The 19,079-nt window shown below is 62.8% G+C and carries 14 protein-coding genes; 7 read left to right on the top strand and 7 right to left on the bottom strand.

Annotated elements, in window-relative coordinates:
• Positions 1 to 11 precede the first annotated feature (11 nt).
• Both BM344_RS11220 and BM344_RS11215 read left to right on the top strand, forming a co-directional pair.
• Positions 12 to 1,019 (top strand): ABC transporter permease, encoded by a 1,008-nt coding sequence (locus tag BM344_RS11220; protein ID WP_091989703.1) that lies wholly within the window; start codon positions 12 to 14, stop codon positions 1,017 to 1,019.
• 153 nt (positions 1,020 to 1,172) lie between these two features.
• Positions 1,173 to 2,045 (top strand): ABC transporter ATP-binding protein, encoded by an 873-nt coding sequence (locus tag BM344_RS11215; RefSeq protein WP_091989700.1) that lies wholly within the window; start codon positions 1,173 to 1,175, stop codon positions 2,043 to 2,045.
• Between the two features lie 38 nt (positions 2,046 to 2,083).
• Here the strand turns inward: BM344_RS11215 and BM344_RS11210 are convergent, their stop codons facing one another.
• Positions 2,084 to 3,388 (bottom strand): nitrate- and nitrite sensing domain-containing protein, encoded by a 1,305-nt coding sequence (locus BM344_RS11210; protein ID WP_091989697.1) that lies wholly within the window; start codon positions 3,386 to 3,388, stop codon positions 2,084 to 2,086.
• 398 nt (positions 3,389 to 3,786) lie between these two features.
• Between BM344_RS11210 and BM344_RS11205 the strand changes: the two genes are divergently transcribed.
• The 3 genes from BM344_RS11205 to nirD all read left to right on the top strand — a co-directional run bounded on the left by BM344_RS11205 (position 3,787) and on the right by nirD (position 8,199).
• On the top strand, positions 3,787 to 5,040 hold the full coding sequence (locus tag BM344_RS11205; RefSeq protein ID WP_228143601.1) for an NAD(P)/FAD-dependent oxidoreductase: 1,254 nt from the start codon (positions 3,787 to 3,789) through the stop codon (positions 5,038 to 5,040).
• 51 nt (positions 5,041 to 5,091) lie between these two features.
• The gene (gene nirB / locus BM344_RS11200; RefSeq protein ID WP_091989694.1) at positions 5,092 to 7,605 is read left to right on the top strand and encodes a nitrite reductase large subunit NirB; all 2,514 of its coding nucleotides are present in this window, start codon (positions 5,092 to 5,094) and stop codon (positions 7,603 to 7,605) included.
• A 225-nt stretch (positions 7,606 to 7,830) separates the two neighbouring features.
• On the top strand, positions 7,831 to 8,199 hold the full coding sequence (gene nirD, locus BM344_RS11195) for a nitrite reductase small subunit NirD (protein WP_091989692.1): 369 nt from the start codon (positions 7,831 to 7,833) through the stop codon (positions 8,197 to 8,199).
• On the opposite strand, the gene BM344_RS11190 is transcribed toward nirD, so the two are convergent.
• The gene (locus tag BM344_RS11190) at positions 8,185 to 11,346 is read right to left on the bottom strand and encodes an efflux RND transporter permease subunit (protein WP_091989689.1); all 3,162 of its coding nucleotides are present in this window, start codon (positions 11,344 to 11,346) and stop codon (positions 8,185 to 8,187) included. The genes nirD and BM344_RS11190 overlap by 15 nt on opposite strands.
• Positions 11,346 to 12,422: an efflux RND transporter periplasmic adaptor subunit gene (locus BM344_RS11185; RefSeq protein WP_228143600.1), complete on the bottom strand. Its 1,077-nt coding sequence runs from the start codon at positions 12,420 to 12,422 to the stop codon at positions 11,346 to 11,348. The genes BM344_RS11190 and BM344_RS11185 overlap by 1 nt, the downstream gene beginning before the upstream one ends.
• A 199-nt stretch (positions 12,423 to 12,621) precedes the next feature.
• Here BM344_RS11185 and BM344_RS11180 point away from each other — a divergent pair, with 199 nt between their 5' ends.
• Positions 12,622 to 13,989: a WS/DGAT/MGAT family O-acyltransferase gene (locus BM344_RS11180; protein WP_091989686.1), complete on the top strand. Its 1,368-nt coding sequence runs from the start codon at positions 12,622 to 12,624 to the stop codon at positions 13,987 to 13,989.
• Positions 13,990 to 13,999: 10 nt separating this feature from the next.
• Here BM344_RS11180 and BM344_RS11175 read toward each other — a convergent pair whose 3' ends face one another.
• Both BM344_RS11175 and BM344_RS11170 read right to left on the bottom strand, forming a co-directional pair.
• Entirely contained in the window at positions 14,000 to 14,407 is a 408-nt protein-coding gene (locus tag BM344_RS11175) for an NINE protein (protein WP_091989683.1), read from the bottom strand.
• A 262-nt stretch (positions 14,408 to 14,669) separates the two neighbouring features.
• Positions 14,670 to 15,776, bottom strand: coding sequence for a helix-turn-helix domain-containing protein (locus BM344_RS11170; RefSeq protein WP_091989679.1), 1,107 nt, complete (start codon positions 15,774 to 15,776; stop codon positions 14,670 to 14,672).
• A gap of 240 nt (positions 15,777 to 16,016) precedes the next feature.
• Here BM344_RS11170 and BM344_RS11165 point away from each other — a divergent pair, with 240 nt between their 5' ends.
• The gene (locus BM344_RS11165; RefSeq protein WP_091989676.1) at positions 16,017 to 16,922 is read left to right on the top strand and encodes a metal-dependent hydrolase; all 906 of its coding nucleotides are present in this window, start codon (positions 16,017 to 16,019) and stop codon (positions 16,920 to 16,922) included.
• Between the two features lie 169 nt (positions 16,923 to 17,091).
• On the opposite strand, the gene BM344_RS11160 is transcribed toward BM344_RS11165, so the two are convergent.
• Together BM344_RS11160 and BM344_RS11155 are read right to left on the bottom strand one after the other, a co-directional pair.
• Positions 17,092 to 17,871, bottom strand: coding sequence for a class II glutamine amidotransferase (locus BM344_RS11160; protein ID WP_091989673.1), 780 nt, complete (start codon positions 17,869 to 17,871; stop codon positions 17,092 to 17,094).
• 47 nt (positions 17,872 to 17,918) lie between these two features.
• Positions 17,919 to 19,019 (bottom strand): GGDEF domain-containing protein, encoded by a 1,101-nt coding sequence (locus BM344_RS11155; RefSeq protein ID WP_091989670.1) that lies wholly within the window; start codon positions 19,017 to 19,019, stop codon positions 17,919 to 17,921.
• Between the last annotated feature and the right edge of the window lie 60 nt (positions 19,020 to 19,079).

Raw genomic sequence — 19,079 nt, 5'->3', positions numbered from 1 at the left:
GGAGACGTCCCATGACCACCATCACTTCCGCCACACCGGGCGCCGAAACGCCTCGCTGGCTCAAACGCAAACTCCAGGCCCTGGGCGAGGCGTTATCGCCCGCCGGCCTGGCGGCCACAGGCCGTCAGATGCTGCTGCCCGTTATCGGTATCCTGCTGTTTGTCGGCTTCTGGCACCTGGCGGCGCCCCAGGTGGACACCTCGCTGGGCAGTTTTCCGGGGCCCGCCCAGGTCTGGGAACAATCCGGCCAGCTCTGGCAGGAACACGTCAACCAGCGCGAGCGGGCGGACAAGTTCATTGCCATGCAGGAAGAACGAAACGCCCGAATTCTGGCCGACAACCCGGAAGCGGACGTGAAGATTCGGCCCTACCCCGGAGCGCCCACCTTTCCGGACCAGATCGTGACCAGTCTGTTCACGGTGCTGGCAGGCTTCGTGCTGGCTACGGCAATCGCGGTGCCGCTGGGGATCGTGGTGGGGCTGAACCGGCACTTCCAGGCCGCGGTGAACCCGTTGATCCAGGTGTTCAAGCCGGTGTCGCCGCTGGCCTGGCTGCCCCTGGTGACCATGGTGGTGTCTGCCACTTACGTCAGCGACGATCCAATGTTCGAGAAGTCGTTCATCACCTCGATGATTACGGTCACCCTGTGCAGTCTGTGGCCCACATTGATCAATACCAGCGTTGGCGTGGCGGCGGTCAATCCGGACCTGCTGAATGTGTCCCGGGTACTGCGGCTGTCGTTCTGGACCCATGTGCGCAAGGTGGTGCTGCCGTCCTCGGTGCCGATGATCTTCACCGGGCTCCGGGTGTCGCTGGGCATTGCCTGGATGGTGCTGATTGCCGCGGAGATGCTGGCCCAGAGTCCGGGGCTGGGCAAGTTCGTATGGGATGAGTTCCAGAACGGCAGCAGCCAGTCCCTGAGCCGGATTATGGTGGCGGTGCTGGCCATCGGGTTTATCGGGTTTGTGCTGGACCGGGTGATGCTCTTGATTCAGCGAAAGGTTGCCTGGAATGAGTGATTTCTGGTTTGGAGCATGCCGCACCGGGTGGGTCACGCCTCCCGAAACACGCGGCGAGTACATCCCTGTACGCTCCGCAAAAACATCCCTGTTTTTGAGGGTCCCGGGCGGCATTGCCCACCCGGCGCTCCGCAAGCTTTAGAGGTAACAGCTATGAGCAAGACGCATTTGGAACTGACCGGTGTTGAAATGGCGTTTGATACGCCCAAAGGCCCCTTCGTGGCCCTGGACAACGTCAATCTGAAGATCCAGAAGGGCGAGTTTGTGTCCCTGATCGGGCATTCCGGTTGTGGCAAATCGACCGTATTGAACATCGTCGCCGGTTTGTTACAGGCCACCAAGGGTGGCTGTGTACTGGATGGCCATGAGGTGAATTCGCCGGGGCCTGAACGGGCGGTGGTGTTCCAGAACCATGCGCTGATGCCCTGGCTGACGGTGTATGAGAACGTGGAGCTGGCGGTGCAGCAGGTGTTTCGCAAGTCCATGGGCAAGCAGGAGCGGCGCGACTGGATTCATCATAACCTGGCGTTGGTGAACATGGCCCACGCGGCCGACAAGCGGCCGGGAGAGGTGTCCGGTGGTATGGCCCAGCGGGTGGGGATTGCCCGGGCGCTGGCCATGAAGCCCAGTGTGCTGTTGATGGACGAGCCGTTCGGGGCGCTGGATGCGCTGACCCGGGCTCATCTCCAGGATTCGCTGATGGAGATCCAGCAGGAGCTGAACAACACGGTGATCATGATTACCCACGATGTCGACGAGGCGGTACTGCTGTCGGACCGGATTATCATGATGACCAATGGCCCGGCCGCCACCGTGGGCGAGGATCTGCGCATTGAGCTGCCCCGGCCCCGCAATCGGGTGACCCTGGCGGACAACCCGGAATACGTGCATTACCGGCAGGAGGTGTTGCGCTTCCTGTATGAAAAGCAGCGCAAGCTGGAGCATCTGTCGCCCCGCCGGTCCGGAACCAAAGGGACCAGCGAGCCTGAGGAGGACAAGACCCAAACGCGCGTCGCCCGGGCCTGAGCCGGGCGGTTCAGCGCCGGAGGGTCACTGGAGCACCATCACTTCAGAACGTCCGCCATGGATACCAGGGCCCGGGCAACCTCGGGCAGTTTTCGGCCCTGGTCCATGGCCAGTTTGCGCAGCACGCGGTGCGCCTCGTCGTTGCTGATCTTGCGGTGTTCCATCAGCAGCAGCACGGCTTTTTCCTGGGTCTTGCGGTCTTCCAGGGCCTCCCGGGCGCTCTGCAGTTCGTCGGTCATTTGTTGCAGGCGCCGAGTCTGTTCCTGCACCAGGTCAAAGATGGAGCGTCCGAATTGCTGGCCAACCCCGTCGCTCTCCCAGGCGTCACCGCCTGGTTGCTCACCGCCGGAGTCGCACAGTACCAGAAGCGGCCTGGAGGCCGGTTCCCGAGCATCGCGGGCATCGAGGGAAGCGATCAGGGTTTCCTGATGCGCGAGGGAGTTTCGGGCGTCGGCGAAGCGCTCGGTACAACGTGCGTGAAAGCAGCCCTCCACCGAATCCTCCACCGTCTTCAGCTCGTCCATCCGCTCGGTCATCAGACGGAACCACTCATCGGCCAGGGCCGGGTCCAGATCCTTGAAGCGGCCAATGGCGGTGCCCCGTTGCCGGAGTTTTTCGATGTCGCTCTCGCGAGGGTTCTGGCGCAGCTTTTCCCACAGGGCCAGGGAATCGTCATCGGCGAAGCTGGTAAACACCTCGAAACAGCGCTCCTGCGCCTCAATCAGGTGCATCATGCGCTCCGACAGTGCACGATCAAACCGTCCGCTGGAGAATCCGGCCGAACCCACGGCCCGTTCCTGGCCGCAAAACTCCTTGCCATTCATCAGATGCACCATCGCCACCAGCAGTCCGGCAATGGTGGGGTCCACGGCGGTATCGGCCGCCTCGAACACCACCGCAATCAAATTGTGGATCAGGCTGCTGTAGTCTTCGGTGGCCGAGGCGGCCGTCACCTTCCGGGCAAGGACGCAACGGCGCAGCTCCGTCAGGCCGTCCAGGCCGTGCAGGGCGCTGGCCAGCTGGTTAAGCAGCCGGCTGCTGACCGGATGAGCCGTCAGCTCCCGGTGGATTTCGGTCAACGCCTGGTAGAAATCCGCCAGCAACCGGTCGGATTCAGCCACCATGCTCTCGCGCTCATTGGCGAACCGCTCACCACCGGAGCCCAGGAAGACGTTGGACGCCCCGCGCTCGCACTGGAGCGAATGCACCAGGTTGCTGATGCACTGCACCAATCTGCCCATCTGCAAAAAGTACTGGAGGTTCATCAGCTCACAGCTTTTGGACGCGATCAGATAATCGCCGGCGGTGGGTGCTTTCGCGGCAGGCGCTCGTTTGGCATTCATCACAGACTCCGGAGGCCGGAGGGCCTCAATTCCAGTGTTCGTTGGCGGTTCCGGGGCCTGGCCCCGCGTCTGAATCTTCCGCCTCTGGTCAGACCACAGCAATTACCGGGCCACCGCCCTGGCCCCAAAGCCGTGCAATCTGCCCTGTTGCAGGGCAGCAATCGCAGGTACAAATCGAACATCACCGGACTACCTAACGCCAAGTTACTGTTTTTAAAAGCCTGAAAAACCTGGCACGAAGATCGCTAATTCAAAATCATGGACGAATGTCCCGGCCAAGGATCAGGCCGGACCATCAGATCATTGTTGTTGGCATTGGCGCCGGACCATCGACTTCCCTCGGGAATAGATGCTCCGGCTTTTTTTGTTGGCCAGAAAACAGTCGGGTGCAGTGGGAAATGAGCGCAATGAAGGAACAACGGGAATCGGTACTGGTGATCTGCGGCCACGGCATGGTGTCCCAGCGGCTGCTGGAGTCACTTTGTCGCGGTCAGGACCGACCCTTCGACCGCATTGTGGTGTTCAACGGTGAACGGGCGGACGCCTACAACCGCATCCAGCTGTCTGTACTGCTGGCGGGTGACACCGACGAGGCGGCCATGACCCTGCAGTCCGAGAACTGGTTTCGGGACCGGGGCATTACCGTTTGCAACGGCGAATCGGTGGTCGCAATTGACCGCCAGTCCCGCACCGTGACCACCGCCACCGGTCGTGTCCAGCACTACAGCCACCTGGTCCTGGCCACCGGCGCCGAGCCGGCAAAGCCGCAGCTTCCGGGCGCCGACCTGCGGGGGGTAATGACTTTCCGGGACCTGGACGACGCCCGGTCCCTGATCGATACCGCCCGCTACCAGCGCCGGGCCGTGGTCATCGGCGGTGGCTTCCTGGGACTGGAAACCGCCGATGGCCTTCGCCAGCGGGGCATGGCGGTCACCCTGCTGCACCGCAGCGACCACCTGCTGAACCGGCAACTGGATCCGGTCGGTGGCGCGTTGCTGCAACAGCACATGGAGGCCCGTGGCATCAATGTGCTCACCGGAACCTCACCCAAAGCCCTGCTCGGACGCTCGCGGGTACGCGCTGTTCAGCTCGATAACGACACGTTGATCAGCACCGACCTGGTGGTGTTCGCCACCGGCATTACCCCCCGCGCGCAGCTCGCCCGGGAAGCGGGGCTGGCCTGCGACCGGGGTATTTTGGTGGATTCCCAGCTGCGCACCAGCGACCCCTTCATCCGGGCCCTGGGCGAGTGCTGCCAGTTGGAGGATGTCACCTTCGGACTGGTCGAACCCGGCTACCAGCAGGCGGATGTACTGGCCGAGGTCCTTGCTTCGACCGCGGAGGGCCGGGACTGCGGTGCTGCCTATACGCCGGTGGATACCCCGACCCGCCTGAAAATCAGCGGTGTTCCGATCTTTTCCTGCGGGCAAATCAGCGCGGACCAAGATACCGAATCGGTGATCTGGCAAGACCATGAACACAACCACTACTGCCGGCTGCTGATCCGCAACCAGCGGCTTGCCGGCGCGGTGCTGCTTGGTGATACCCGGGACGGCCCCTGGTACAGCCAGCGCATCCAGCAACAGGACGACATCTCCCGATACCGGGACCACATAGCTTTTGGCAAGCACTACTGCGAGGCGGCGGCATAAAGCCTGAGCCATCCGCTCGGAGCGCCCTTCGCCCGGAAAGAGGAAAGACCCATGACTAAGAAAACCCTGATCGTTGTCGGCAACGGTATGGTTGGCCACCACTTCCTGGAGCAGTTCTGCGCCAGCCCGGCGGCCGCCGATTTCGAGATCATCGTGTTTGGTGAGGAAAAGCAGCTGGCCTACGACCGGGTTCACCTGTCGGAGTACTTCGGCGGCTCCACCCATGCCGACCTGGCCATGGGCACCCTGGAGTGGTACACCGAGCAGGGCATTCAGCTGCACCTCAATGAGCAGGTCACCGGCATCAACCGGGAGAACCGCACCCTGGAAACGCCCCGGGGCGAGTACCGGTACGATGAACTGGTGCTGGCCACCGGCTCCTATCCGTTCGTGCCGCCGATCGAGGGCAATGACCGCCCCCACTGCCTGGTTTACCGCACCCTGGAAGACCTGGACGCCATTCGCGCCAGCGCCGAGGGCGCCCGCGCCGGTGTCGTGGTTGGCGGCGGCCTGCTGGGCCTGGAGGCGGCTAATGCCCTCAAGAGCCTGGGCCTGGAGGCCCATGTGGTGGAATTCGCGCCCCGGCTGATGCCGGTACAGCTGGACGCCGACGGCGGCGCCCTGCTGCGCAGGAAGATCGAGGAGCTGGGCGTGCAGGTGCACACCGAGAAAGCCACCACGGCGATTGTCGAAGGCCAGGACGCCCGACTGCGCATGAATTTCAGCGACGAATCTTTCCTGGAAACCGACCTGATCGTGTTCTCCGCCGGCATCCGGCCCCAGGACGCCCTGGCCCGGGCCAGCGGTCTGGAAATCGGCGAGCGCGGTGGCATCGTGATCAACAACCAGTGCACCACCTCGGATCCCCACGTTCACGCCATTGGCGAGTGCGCGCTCTGGGAGCAGAAAATCTTCGGCCTGGTGGCGCCCGGTTACACCATGGCACGTACCCTCTCGGCCGCCCTGAACAGCGACCGGGAAGCTGCGTTCACCGGCGCCGACATGAGCACCAAACTGAAGTTGCTGGGTGTCGATGTGGGTTCCATCGGTGATGCCCACGGCCAGACCCCGGGTGCCCGCAACATCCGCTTCAACGACGAGCAGGCCGGCCACTACCGTCGCATGGTGATCAGCGAGGACGGCAAGACCCTGCTCGGGGCCATCCTGGTGGGCGACAACAGCCATTATGATACCCTGCTGCAGTACGCACTGAACGGCATCACCCTGCCGGAGAATCCGGAGACCCTGATACTGCCGGAAAGCCAGGGCGGCGCACCCACCCTGGGCCCGGATGCGCTGCCGGAAACCGCGTCCATCTGTTCCTGCCACAACGTCACCAAGGGCGACATCTGCAGTGCCATCGATGCCGGCTGCGCCGACCTGGGTAGCGTGAAAGCGGAAACCAAGGCCAGCACCGGCTGCGGCGGCTGTACCGCGCTGCTCAAGAACGTGGTGGACAGCGAGCTGGAAAAACGCGGCGTCGAGGTCAGCAAGGACCTGTGCGAGCACTTCCCCTACAGCCGCCAGGAGCTGTTCCATATTGTGAAGGTGAACGGCATCCGCACCTTCCGCACCCTGATCAGCCAGCACGGCAAGGGGCACGGCTGCGATATCTGCAAGCCGGCAGTGGCCTCGATCCTGGCCACCTGCTGGAACGAGCACATCCTGGCCACCGATCACGTGCCCCTGCAGGACACCAACGACACCTTCATGGCCAACATGCAGAAGAACGGTACCTACTCGATTGTGCCGCGCATCCCGGGTGGTGAGATCACACCGGACAAACTCATTGTCTTGGGTGAGGTGGCCAAGGAGTATGACCTGTACACCAAGATCACCGGCGGCCAGCGGGTGGACCTGTTCGGCGCCACCCTGAGCCAGTTGCCGGAGATCTGGGAAAAGCTGATTGCCGCCGGTTTCGAGACCGGCCACGCCTACGGCAAGTCCCTGCGTACGGTGAAATCCTGCGTGGGCAGCACCTGGTGCCGCTACGGCGTGCAGGACAGCGTGGGCATGGCGATCCTGCTGGAGAATCGCTACAAGGGCCTGCGCGCGCCCCATAAGGTGAAGATGGCGGTGTCTGGCTGCACCCGGGAGTGTGCCGAGGCCCAGAGCAAGGACTTTGGCGTGATTGCTACCGACAAGGGCTGGAACCTCTACGTGTGCGGCAACGGCGGCATGCGACCCCGGCACGCCGACCTCTTTGCCACCGACCTGTCCGACGAGGAGCTGATCCGCACCATTGACCGGGTGGTGATGTTCTACGTGCGCACCGCCGACCGGCTGCAGCGCACCAGCGTGTGGATGGAGAACCTGGAGGGCGGCCTGGACTACCTGAAAGAGGTGGTGCTGGAGGACAGCCTGGGGATCTGCGCCGAGCTGGAGGAGCACATGGAGGGCATTGTCAGCACCTACCAGTGCGAGTGGAAATCCGCCGTGGAGGATCCGGAGAAGCGCAAGCGCTTCCGTGAGTTTGTGAATGCGCCTTCGCAAAGTGATCCGGTGCAGGAATGGACCGTTGAGCGGGGGCAGCGGCGGCCTGTTTTGGAGACTGAATCCGCGTAGCCTGAGGGTTGAGGGGCGGAGCGCAGGGGTCGGTATCTTTCCCCTCGGGAAAAAGAACTCGCTTCGCTCAGACAGCTTTTTCCTGTCGGGGAAAGATACCGACCCCCACGCTCACCAGGCCAACAGTTAACGCCTGAGTGCAACAAGCCAGAATTTTTTGAGACGAATCGGCGTAGACAGCTAGAAACGATTCGACTCATTTTAATAGCGACATTGGAGGAACATATGAAACCACGCACTCGTTGGGAAGCGGTTTGCACGGTAGACGACCTGGTGCCGGAATCCGGCGTCGCGGTCTGGACAGACGAAGGACCGGTGGCGGTGTTTTACCTGCCGCACAGGCTGCCGGCCCTGTTTGCCATCAGCCATACCGATCCGTTCAGCGGCGCCAATGTGCTGGCCCGGGGGATTACCGGGGATCTGAAGGGGGAGCCGGTGGTGGCCTCGCCCCTGTACAAGCAGCATTTCAGTCTGCGCACCGGGGTTTGTCTGGAAGATGACTCCGTGCGGGTGAAAACCTATCCGGTGCTGCTGGATGGCAACCAGATCCGTCTGGAGGTGCGTGCCAGCCAGCGCGATTCAGTGGCGGCCTGACCGCCAGCGCTCGCGCCAGCCCAGGACCATGATGGTCAGCGACGGCAGGAAGGTGACGGTCACGATGGCCGCTCCCAGCAGGCCGAACAGGACGATGGCGCCGACGCCCCGGTAGAGTTCGGTGCCTTCGCCGGGCAGGAACACCAGGGGCGAGAGGCCACAGAGGGTGGTCAGGGTGGTCATGGCGATGGGGCGCAGGCGGGTCTGCACCGCGCCGGTGACCGCCTCTACCACGGTCACGCCCTTCTGGCGCAGGTTCTGGCGGGCCTGGTCCACCACCAGGATCGGGTTGTTCACCACGGTGCCCATCAGGATCAAAAAGCCCAGCATGGTAATCATGTCGAAGGGCTGCCTGAGCGGCTGCAGGCCGATCATCGGCAGCAGGCCGCCCACCAGGTTCATCAGCGCCAGTCCCACGATGCCGCCGGCCACGCCCAGGGGGATGGCGGTCATGATCAGAAGCGGGAAGCCCCAGTGGGCGAAGATAGCCACCAGCAGCAGGTAGACGATGGCGATGGCAATGATGAAGTTGCCCGTCAGCGCTTCGCGGGTGGCGTTGAGCTGGTCGCTGGCGCCCGAGATATCCACATCCACGTTGGCCGGCAGCGCGCCGCTGTCGCGCAGGTACTGCAGCAGATCCGTCCGCACCCGGTCCACGCCGGCCTCCAGAGGCACGTCGCCCGGGGGAATGACGTTCAGGGTCACGGTCCGGCGCCCGTCCACCCGGCGCACGGTGCTGGTGTCCACGGTTTCCTCAATGGTGGCCAGGCTCGACAGGGGCAGGGTGGCGCCCTGGGGCGTGTGCACCATCACATCCGGTAAATCGTCCAGTTCCGGGTTCCGACCCTCGCTTCCGTAAACGTAGATGTCGATCTTCTCGTCATCCAGGAAGAAATCGTCCACGTAGCTGCCTTCGGTCAGCGAGGCCACCGTGAAGCCGATGCCTTCGGCACCAAGACCCAGTTCCGCCGCCCGGTCCCAGTCCGGCAGGATCTGGATCAGCGGCTGCGCCAGCGAGAGGGTGGAGGGCTGGCTCTGGATACGGGGGTTGTCGAAGATTTCCTCAGCACGTCGGTAAGCGGCGTTGGCGGCGCTGTAAACCGACACCAGGTCGGGCCCCGCGATGTCCAGGTTGATACTGCGAGTCCCGCCGTCGTTGCTGGAGATGATCGAGCCCTTGGCGGCAAAGGCCCGCATACCCGGGAACTGTTCGTAGAAGCGGGTGATCTCGTCCATCAGCGCCTCAATGTGCCTGGGGTTCAGGGTCTCGGCGATGATGCGGATCCGCGTGGGCGTCACCTGCATGTTGAGGTAGGCCATGGGCGGCACCCGGGTTTCGCCGGCGGCGTAAGCGTCGCCATCGGCGTTCACGTGGGGCAGGAAGTAGTCCTCGACCTGACGGCCTATGGCCCGCATCTCCGAAAGGTTATAGCCGGGTGGTGCCGACATGGCGGCGAAAGTCTTGGGTTCCTCCCCTTCCGGCAGGTATTCCGCCGGTGGGGTGAGCACAAAGATGATCCAGAGACTGGTCAGAGTCGTGGCCACGACAACAAACACCCGCCGTACCGATCCGTCCACCAGCCAGCGGACCGCCCCCATCACGCCCCGACTCCAGCGACCGGAGATTTCATTGCCATACTGGTCGGTGTCCGCGGCCCGCCGGCCAAAATCCAGCCGCGCACAGAGGGTGGGTATGATGGTAATGGCCACCAGCATGGAGGCGAGGATGGCCGCAGAAATGGCGATGGCCACATCGGAATAGAGCTGGCCCGCCTCCTCTTCGATAAACAGTATGGGAAGGAACACCAGGATGGTGGTGGTGGTTGAGGCCAGCACCGCCGGCCAGACTTCACGGACGCCCTTGAGGGCCGATTCAAACCGGTCCAGCCCCAGCCGGCGGTGTCGTTCGATGTTCTCGAGCACCACAATGCTGTTGTCCACCGTCATGCCAATGGCAAAGGCGATGCCGGCAAGGGAAATCACGTTGATGGTGCGGCCCATGATCAACAAGCCGATAAACGCGGCAATGGCGCACAGGGGGATACCCACCACCCCGGCAAAGGTGGCCCGCCCCGAACGCAGGAACAGGAACATCACCAGCGTCGCAAAGACGGCCCCAATGCCCAGGTTGGTCCAGACATTGGCCACGGACGCTTCCACATATCGGGCGTCGTCTGCGGTCAGGCTCAGATTCATGCCGGCCGGTTCCAGCACTTCCCGGTTGATGGCGGCCACCTCGTCCATCATCGCGTGTTTGATGTCGATGACATTGGAGCCGCTCTCCCGGCGCACCTGCAGCCCGATGACGCGCTGGCCGTTGACCAGCGACAGCTCCCGGATACGGGAATGGCCCTGCTGAACCCGGGCCACCTCGCCCAGCCGGATCACGCTGTCGCCCTCGCGCCGGACCACCAGCTGCTCCAGCGCGGCGATATCATCAAACCGCCCGACGGTGCGCAGCAGGTAACGGCGCTTGCCGGAATCGATCTCGCCGCCGGAAATATCCCGGTTACGGTCCACGATGGCATCGCGAACATCCAGCAGATTCAGACCCCGCTGGGCCAGGGCAGCTTCATCCACGATGACCTGCATCTGCCGGTCGGCACCACCGCCCACTGTTACCTCGGACACCCCAGGCACGCTCTCCATCCTGGGCCGTACCCGGTCCTCGATGAAGTCGCGCATCAGTTCGATGTCCAGCTCACGGGGGTTGCCTTCCAGGGTGGCGATCCGGAAATACATGAAAGCGTTGGAAGAAAAGGACGCCGCCACAATGCGCGGCTCGTCCACGTTGCGCGGATAGTCCGGGACCTGACTCAGGGCATTGTTGATCTGAATCAGTGTCTCGGTGATGTCCACCCCGAACGGAAACTCCAGTTCGATCTCGGCGCTGCCGCTGGAGGCGGTCGCGGTCATGCGGCTGAGATTGGGCACGTTACGCAGGAACCGTTCCTGCTCGATCAGGATGTCCTTCTCGATGTCCTGGGGCGTCGCGCCCGGCCAGCTGGTTTCCACGGTAACCGTGCGTACTTCCAGATCCGGAATCATCTGCACCGGTATCCGAAGTGCCGCTGCCGCGCCGAGAATGGCCACAATCAGCGCGACGACGGTTACCAGAGTACCGTGTCGGATGACACCGGCAAACATCAGCGGCTCTCCCGTTCGGAGATCTGCACCCTCATACCCTCGGTGAGGGATTCGTTGCCGCGTACCACGACCTTCTGCCCCTGTTCCAGGCCGCGAGTCACCTCCACCTTGCCATCAAAGCCGGCCCCCAGGTACACCCGTTTCTCGCGAACGGTCCAGGTATCGCCATCGGCCGGCTCCGCCAGCCACACGGTCACCCGGCCTTCCGGATAGCGGTTGATGGCATCCCGGGAAATGGTGAGTCCCTGCTCACCGGTGGTCACCTGCAGGGTTGCCTGCACCGCCATGCCAGGAAGCAGCCGCACCGGGTCGGGCTTGATCGCGCGCAGCAGGAACGTTCGCGCCTGGGGGTCATTCACCGGCACCAGCACGTCGATGCTCGCCGGAACCCTGTCGCCCTCAGCCTGAACGAGCAGGCGGGTGTTGTCGTCAACGCGGGCGTAGAAGTCCTGGGGCACCTGGAAATCGAGCCTCAGATTGCCGGTGTCCACCAGGGTCAGCAGTTGATCCCCGGTGGTGACCCACTCGCCGATGTCCCGGGAACGCTGACTGATCACGCCGTCGAAGGGTGCCGTGACGCGGTGACGCTCCAGCCTCACCGCCACCTGACGGCGTGTTGCCTCCAGCCGCGCCAGGGCGGCACGACTAGCCTCTACTTCACTTTCCCGGGTGCTGACTTCGGTTGCGGCAATGTTTCGACCGGCGCCCACCGAGCGGGCCTCACTGAGCCTGCGTTCGGCCTCCTCCAGCCGGCTTCGGGCTTCCTCGACCTCCGCACTCGCGGCCTCCAGCTCCCACCGGACCAGCTCATCATCCAGTGCCACCAGGGTATCGCCCCTGGCCACCCGGTTCCCGGTTTCCACCTGAACCTGTTCCAACAGCCCTGCAACCGAGGCGGAAATGCCGGACACCCGAAGCGCCGTCACTGTGCCGTTGAGGGTGACCTCCTGCCTGATGGTGCCGGGGCTCACGGTTTCCAGCTGCACGCCCGGAAGCTCCTGAGCCGCGCCACCCGGTGACCAGACGGACATGAACAGCAACACGATAACCGGGATGCCTTTCAACGGATGACCCACTGACCTCTCTCCCTGTGACGTTTCAAATGGATGCAAGTGCTAACCTTACGCTTCAGCTTACGACAGAAATGGCGCTCCGGACCTCGTCTCCTGTTGACTGCGCCTGTGCCGGCGGTTTTTAAAGAAGTCAATTCCGGCCGCCCGAATGTGCGTTACCATGAGTCTGTCACCCCGCAAACCCGCCAAACAAGGACGCCCCGTGAAGCCCCTTAGCCCTACCGATCAACTGTTCCTGTGGCTGGAAAAGCGCCAGCAACCCATGCACGTGGGCGGTTTGCAGCTGTTTTCCTTTCCCGAGGATGCGCCGGACGACTATGTTGCCCGGCTTGCCGAACGACTCAGGCAGTACACCCGGGTCACGCCGCCGTTCAACCAGCGGCTGGATTACCGGTTTGGTCAGCCGGTATGGGTGGAAGACGAGCACCTGGACCTGGAACATCATTTCCGGTTCCAGGCCTTGCCCACGCCCGGTCGGGTCCGGGAGCTGCTGTCCTTTGTCTCCGCGGAACATTCCCACCTGATGGACCGGGAACGGCCGCTGTGGGAGTTCCACCTGATTGAAGGTCTGGGGGAGCGGCAGTTTGCGGTGTACACCAAAGTGCACCACGCCCTGGTGGATGGCGTCTCGGCCATGCGCATGGCCACCCGGATGCTGTGCCACGACACCGGCGAACGGGACATGCCACCGATCTGGGCCATGCCGCCGCGCCAGTCAGGCAAACAAGAGGAGAGCGCTTCTTCCCTGTGGCGCAGCGTCGGCCACCTGCTGGGGGAATCCGGAAAACAGCTGGGAACGGTGCCAACGGTCGCCCGGGAACTTCTGCGCACCATCAACAACGCCCGCAAGGACCCGGCCTATTCGTCCATCTTCCATGCCCCCCGCAGCCTGCTGAACCAGAAGATCACCGGTTCCCGACGCTTCGCCGCCCAGTCCTACGACCTTGCACGAATCAAGGCAGTAGGCGCGGCCTACGGAGCCACCGTAAACGATGTGGTGATGGCCATGTGCGCCAGCGCCCTGAGAAGCTACCTGATGAACCAGGACGCGCTGCCGGAGAAACCATTGATCGCCATGGTGCCGGTATCCCTGCGCAAGGACGACAGCTCCGGCGGAAACCAGGTGGGGGTGATCCTCGCCTCGTTGCACACCGATGTACCGAGCCCGGTCACTCGGCTGATGCAGATCCACGAGGATGTCAAAGTAGCCAAGGAGCGCTATGCCCACATGAGCGCCGAGGAAATCATCAACTACACCGCCCTGACCCTGGCTCCGGCGGCGTTTCATCTGCTCACCGGCATGGCCCCCAAGTGGCAGACTTTCAATGTGGTGATTTCCAACGTACCGGGGCCAAAGGAGACCTGCTACTGGAACGGTGCCAAGCTGGACGGCATGTACCCGGTGTCCATCGCCATGGACCGCCTGGCCCTGAACATGACACTGCTCAGCTACGGAGACCAGGTGGAGTTCGGCCTGATCGGCTGCCGCCGCACGCTACCGAGCCTGCAGCGGATGCTGGACTACCTGGAGGAGGGCCTGGCGGACCTGGAGGCCGCCGCAGGCCTGTGAGCGCGGGCGCTCAGCCGAAACGGCGTTCTTCGTTGCGGATGGAGATCTGGTTGTTCAGTGTCCAGAAATCGTAGAGCACACCGATCAGGAACAGGCCGCCGGTGAGCAGGTAGATAATCCCGGTAATCCACTTGCCCATGTACATGCGGTGAATGCCGAACACGCCGAGGAAAGTCAGCAGGATCCAGCCGATGTTGTAGCTCACCTCGCCTTCGTTGAACCGGAGGTCTGCTTCCCGGTCCATGGCCGGAATCAGGAACAGGTCGATGATCCAGCCGATGAACAGCAGGCCCAGGGTGAAGAACCAGATGGTGCCGGTGACCGGCTTGCCGTAGTAGAACCGGTGGGAGCCCAGGAATCCGAAGATCCAGAGCAGGTAGCCGATCAGCTTGCTGTGGGTGTCTGGGCGGTCTGTCATATCTGTTCTCATCCTTCTGGAATCGTCACCGATTTGAGCTCCGGCCCCAGCCTTCGGGTGCTGGGGGCTGGCCGGGGGGAAGGAATATTTTCCCTCGGGAAAAACAACTCGCTTCGCTCAGACATCTTTTTCCTGTCGGGAAAATATTCCTTCCCCCCGTCCGTCCTCACATTGTGGCATAGGAGAGAAAAGACAAGTTAAGACAGGGCAATAAAAAAACAGGACGGCATTCTGAGCAGTAAGCAGGGTGTGGGGTGGGGTCTCAGGGCCCCACCTCAGGCGCCGGATCCGGACCACCCTCGCGAAATTCGCTGGCCGATTTGCCGGTCCATTTGCGGAACGCCCGGCTGAAGTTGGACAGGTCGGCGTAGCCGAGCTCGTAGGCAATCTCGCTGACCGACTGGTTGGTGTACCGAAGCAGCTGGATGGCCCGGTCTTTCAGCACCGACTCGAGGATTTCCCGGTAGCTGGTGTCGCGGTCAGCCAGGCGGCGTTTGAGGGTTCGGGACGACACGCAGAAGCGTTCGGCCATGGCCTCCAGCGACGGCAGTGGGCCCGGCATCATGCGAAGCATGTTGCGGATCGCCAGCACGATGTCGCCCTGCTCCTTGAGCGCCTTCTGCAACTCGAACTCGCACTGGTCCCGGGCCATGCGGGAGGCTTCGGCGTCGGCCAGGCGCATGCGCACTTTCAGCAGATCCTTCGGAAACACCATCATTTCGTCCGGCTGGCCGTATTCGAACCGCACCGGCAGCTGGTGGGCGAATTGCCGGTACCAGGGCGGCTCCGGTGCGCTCAGGCAGACGGTGACGCCAGACAGTTTGCCGTCTTCCAGGGCAAAGCCGTGTCTGGCGGCGTCGTCGCGGTCGAGCAGTTGTTCGGTCAGCAGGATCAGGGTGGCGCAGACGGTTTCGGCCAGAAACGGGTAAAGACCGGGCACTTCGAACTCGGTGCAGAGTTTGACCAGCACCTGGTCCCCGGCCTCGGACTGGCTCATGCCGAGGAACGGCACACGAAGATGCAGGTAACGGCGCACCGAGTCCAGGGCATCGGCGAAGGTGGGGCTGGTTAGGGCAGCGAAGCCCAGGGTGCCGTGAATGGTGAGTCGCAGTTCCCGCGCCAGCAAGAAGCTCAGGCCGTCCTTGCCGGCAAGCTCGAGTGCCCGTTGCGCCATGACAATGGCATCAGTAACGAACACCCGGCTGTCGTTGGTTTTCAGGTCCTCGGGGGTAAAATCGAGGCCCTCATACAGCGACCGGTCGTTGTAACCGAGCTGGCGAACCGTATCGGCCAGCACCCGCATGTATACACCGGGCACCAGGAACAATCCCAGCATCTGCCGCTCTCTGTCTGGTCCGCTTGCGCTCATTGCTGATCCTTGTTGTTGTGCTGGCCCTGACCCATGGACGGACTTTATCAGATGGCCCGGGCGGCTACAGTGGGGCCAGACGCACCACGTGGTCCGTCAGCTTAGCCAATCCTTCTCCGGGCGTTGTCCGGCTCCGGGCTGTCCCATTCTGATAGATCCCAGTCCTCTTTGCGCATTCCCGCCCGGCGTTGACTTCCCCACACTGGAGCCATGACATCCCCCAGAGTGAGGAGTACACACATGCTGAGTAACAAAACAGCAGAAAGCCGCAAGGCCCCGGCAACGCGGGCCTCGAACACGCCGGAGCAGGTCACCATCAAGCCCCAGCGTATGGGCTTTGAATTCGGCGAGCAGGTGCCGCAGTACTGGCTCGACAACAGTTATTTCCTGAGCCACATGATGAATGCCCTGTCGGTCCTGTTTCCGCAGGGTGAGCAGTTCTTCGTGGATTCTGTGCGCGCCTATCGCGACCAGATTTCCGACCCTAAGCTGAAGGCCGAGGTGCGCGGGTTTATTGGTCAGGAAGCCATGCATTCCCTTGAACACGTGGCCATGAACCAGCACGTACGGGATCAGGGTATGCCGGTGGAAGAGCTGGAGAAGCACCTGGAGGTGGTGCTGGGCATTGCCAAAAAGCTGCCCAAACGCCACCAGCTGGCCATAACCTGTGCCCTCGAACACATGACCGCCATGATGGCCGACATGCTGCTGGAGCGCAGCGACGTGCGCGAGGACATGGACGAATCCATGCGTCCGCTGTGGGTCTGGCACGCCATCGAGGAAACCGAACACAAGGCGGTGACCTACGATGTGTTCCAGCAGGTGGGCGGCACTTACGCAGAGCGCGCTTTTTACCAGGTGTTCAGTACTGCGGCCCTGGGCGTGATGGCCAGCTATTTCACCGGTCGCATGATGCTCAATGACCGCAAGAATTTCTCGTTGAAGGACAGCGCCAGGGGCCTGTGGCGAATGTGGGGCAGGAACGGCACGTTTTCGAGCCTGATTCCGACCTGGCTGGAGTACTTCAAGCCCGATTTCCACCCCTGGGATCACGACAACAGCGAGCTGATTGCGCGGTTCAAGGCGGAGATCCAGGCGCACATTGCGCCCCAGTACCAGAAGGGCAATCGGCGAACGCTTCAGTAACGCCTGTCAGTAAACTTTGGAGTTACGCGGCCAAGCAGGTGGGGAGGCCTTTGTTCCGGGAAAAACAACTCGCTGCGCTCAGACATCTTTTTCCCTGCACAAAGGCCTCCCCACCTACTCACCCGCTTGATCGGGCAACGTTGCTGCGTTCAGTTCAGCGAGTCCGACCTCACTCCACTGACTTACCGGAACGCACAACTACGCCCTTGCGCCACAACCGCCATTCCCCCGGCTGATAGATATCCCACCGCTCATCGCTGGTCAGCGGTTCGGTCACGATCACGCTGACGATGTCGTTGGGCGTGGTTTCCGATTCAAAATCCACAGTGACATCCGCGTCTTTCAAACGGGCCGGGCCAAACGGGGCGCGGCGGGTGATGCTGGCCATTTTGGTGGTGCAGTAGGTGAACAGCCAGTCACCGTTGCTGAGCAGGAGGTTGAACACGCCCTGGCTGGCGTAGGCCTGCGACAGGCGCACCAGGCGTTCGACGATGTCGTCGGTGCCGGTGTTGCGGTCGCAGTGGCTGCGCAGGTGATTAAGGATGTCGCAGAACAGCGCTTCGCTGTCGGTGCTGCCTACCGGTTCGTAAAAGCCCGGTTGCGGGCGGAAGCCGGACAGCTGGCCGTTGTGGGCGAAGACCCAGTAGCGGCCCCAGAGCTCGCGCATGAACGGGTGGGTGTTGGCCAGGCAGATCTCGCCGACGTTGGCCTGGCGGATATGGCAGATGGCCACTTCGCTCTTGATGGGGTGGGTCTGGACCACCTCGGCGATGCGGGAGCTGGCGCTGGCGTCGGCGTCGTGGAAGGCGCGCACACCCTTGCCCTCGTAGAAGGCCACGCCCCAGCCGTCCTTGTGGGGACCGGTGGCACCGCCCCGGCGGGTCAGGCCGGTGAAGCTGAAGCACAGGTCGGTGGGGGTGTTGGCACTCATGGCCAGCAGTTCACACATGGTTCGGATCAGTCTTGCAGTGGCATGGCCTTACCAGAGTACCGCAATTATCCGGTCTCGCCAGCCAGAATCTCCATCTGCCGCGGATTGGATCCGGCACCGGCCACCCGGTTGCGGCCTGCCCGCTTGCCGCTGTACAGGCAGCGATCGGCCACCCGCATCAGGCTTTCCGCCTGCCGGCCGTGGTCCGGCCACTGGGCAATGCCGAAGGAGGCGGTTACCCGGATGCGGGCCTCGCCGTAGGTCAGTTCGCTGCTGGAAATTCGCTGGCGCAGTTCGTCCATGAGCTCGAAGGCATCGGCCGGTTTCACATCGCGCAAGATCAGGCCGAACTCCTCGCCCCCTAGCCGGCCGACAAAGTCGGTACCCCGGAGGCGCTCGGTCAGGCACCGGCTGATGTTTCTCAACACGTGGTCGCCCGCTTCGTGGCCGAGCGTGTCGTTCACCACCTTGAAGTGGTCAATGTCCATCACCACCAGCGCAAACCCGGTGCCACTGCGCTCGCACTCGGCGATGGTCCGGTTCAGTGTTCCCTGGAAGTTACTGCGGTTGGCCAGGCCAGTGAGGGCATCGGTCTGGGCCATGTCCACCAGCCGCTGCTCGGCTTCCTCCCGGCGGACTTCATACAAATGCACGAACACCAGCATCAGGGCACCACACAGGACCATGTTGAGCAGGTCGATGAGCGCGTGGGGGCTGGCGACATCCTCGAGGTACAGGTAATAGAGAATGCCGCCGGCAATCATGAACGGCACACTGAGGATCAGGCCCTCGCGTTTGCCCAGCAACAGGTAGGCCAGCACCGGCATCATCAGGACCCACACGAAAGCCGCCACCGAGGCGTTGGGCAGCACAATGATGACCAGGAAAAAGCTGAACAGCGTCAGCAAGTAGGCGTAGATACAGGCCTGGAGATGGCGGGTGGTTTTCAGGCGCCAGGTGCCCACGAACAGGACGACACTCGCCGCCAGCTCCCCGAGACCGAGCCACAGGAAGCCGCTGAGAATCTGCAGGCATGCGAAAACCACCAGTGCAGAGCCGGTGGCCACAAAAAGCAGCCGCATCAGCGAGCGGCGATGGTTATCGCGCAGACCGGAGCGGCTCTGTTCCAGTGTGGCTCCCAGATCCGCATGGTGAGACGTTTTCATGCTGACACTTCCCTGAATCAGCTTTCGAGTATAGCCCTGAATACCTGTTTGTAAAATGTA

It is taken from the genome of Marinobacter gudaonensis (assembly GCF_900115175.1).
GTDB lineage: Bacteria > Pseudomonadota > Gammaproteobacteria > Pseudomonadales > Oleiphilaceae > Marinobacter > Marinobacter gudaonensis.
The sequence above is the reverse complement of the archived record's forward strand: the minus strand, read 5'-3'. Positions and strand labels throughout refer to the sequence as shown.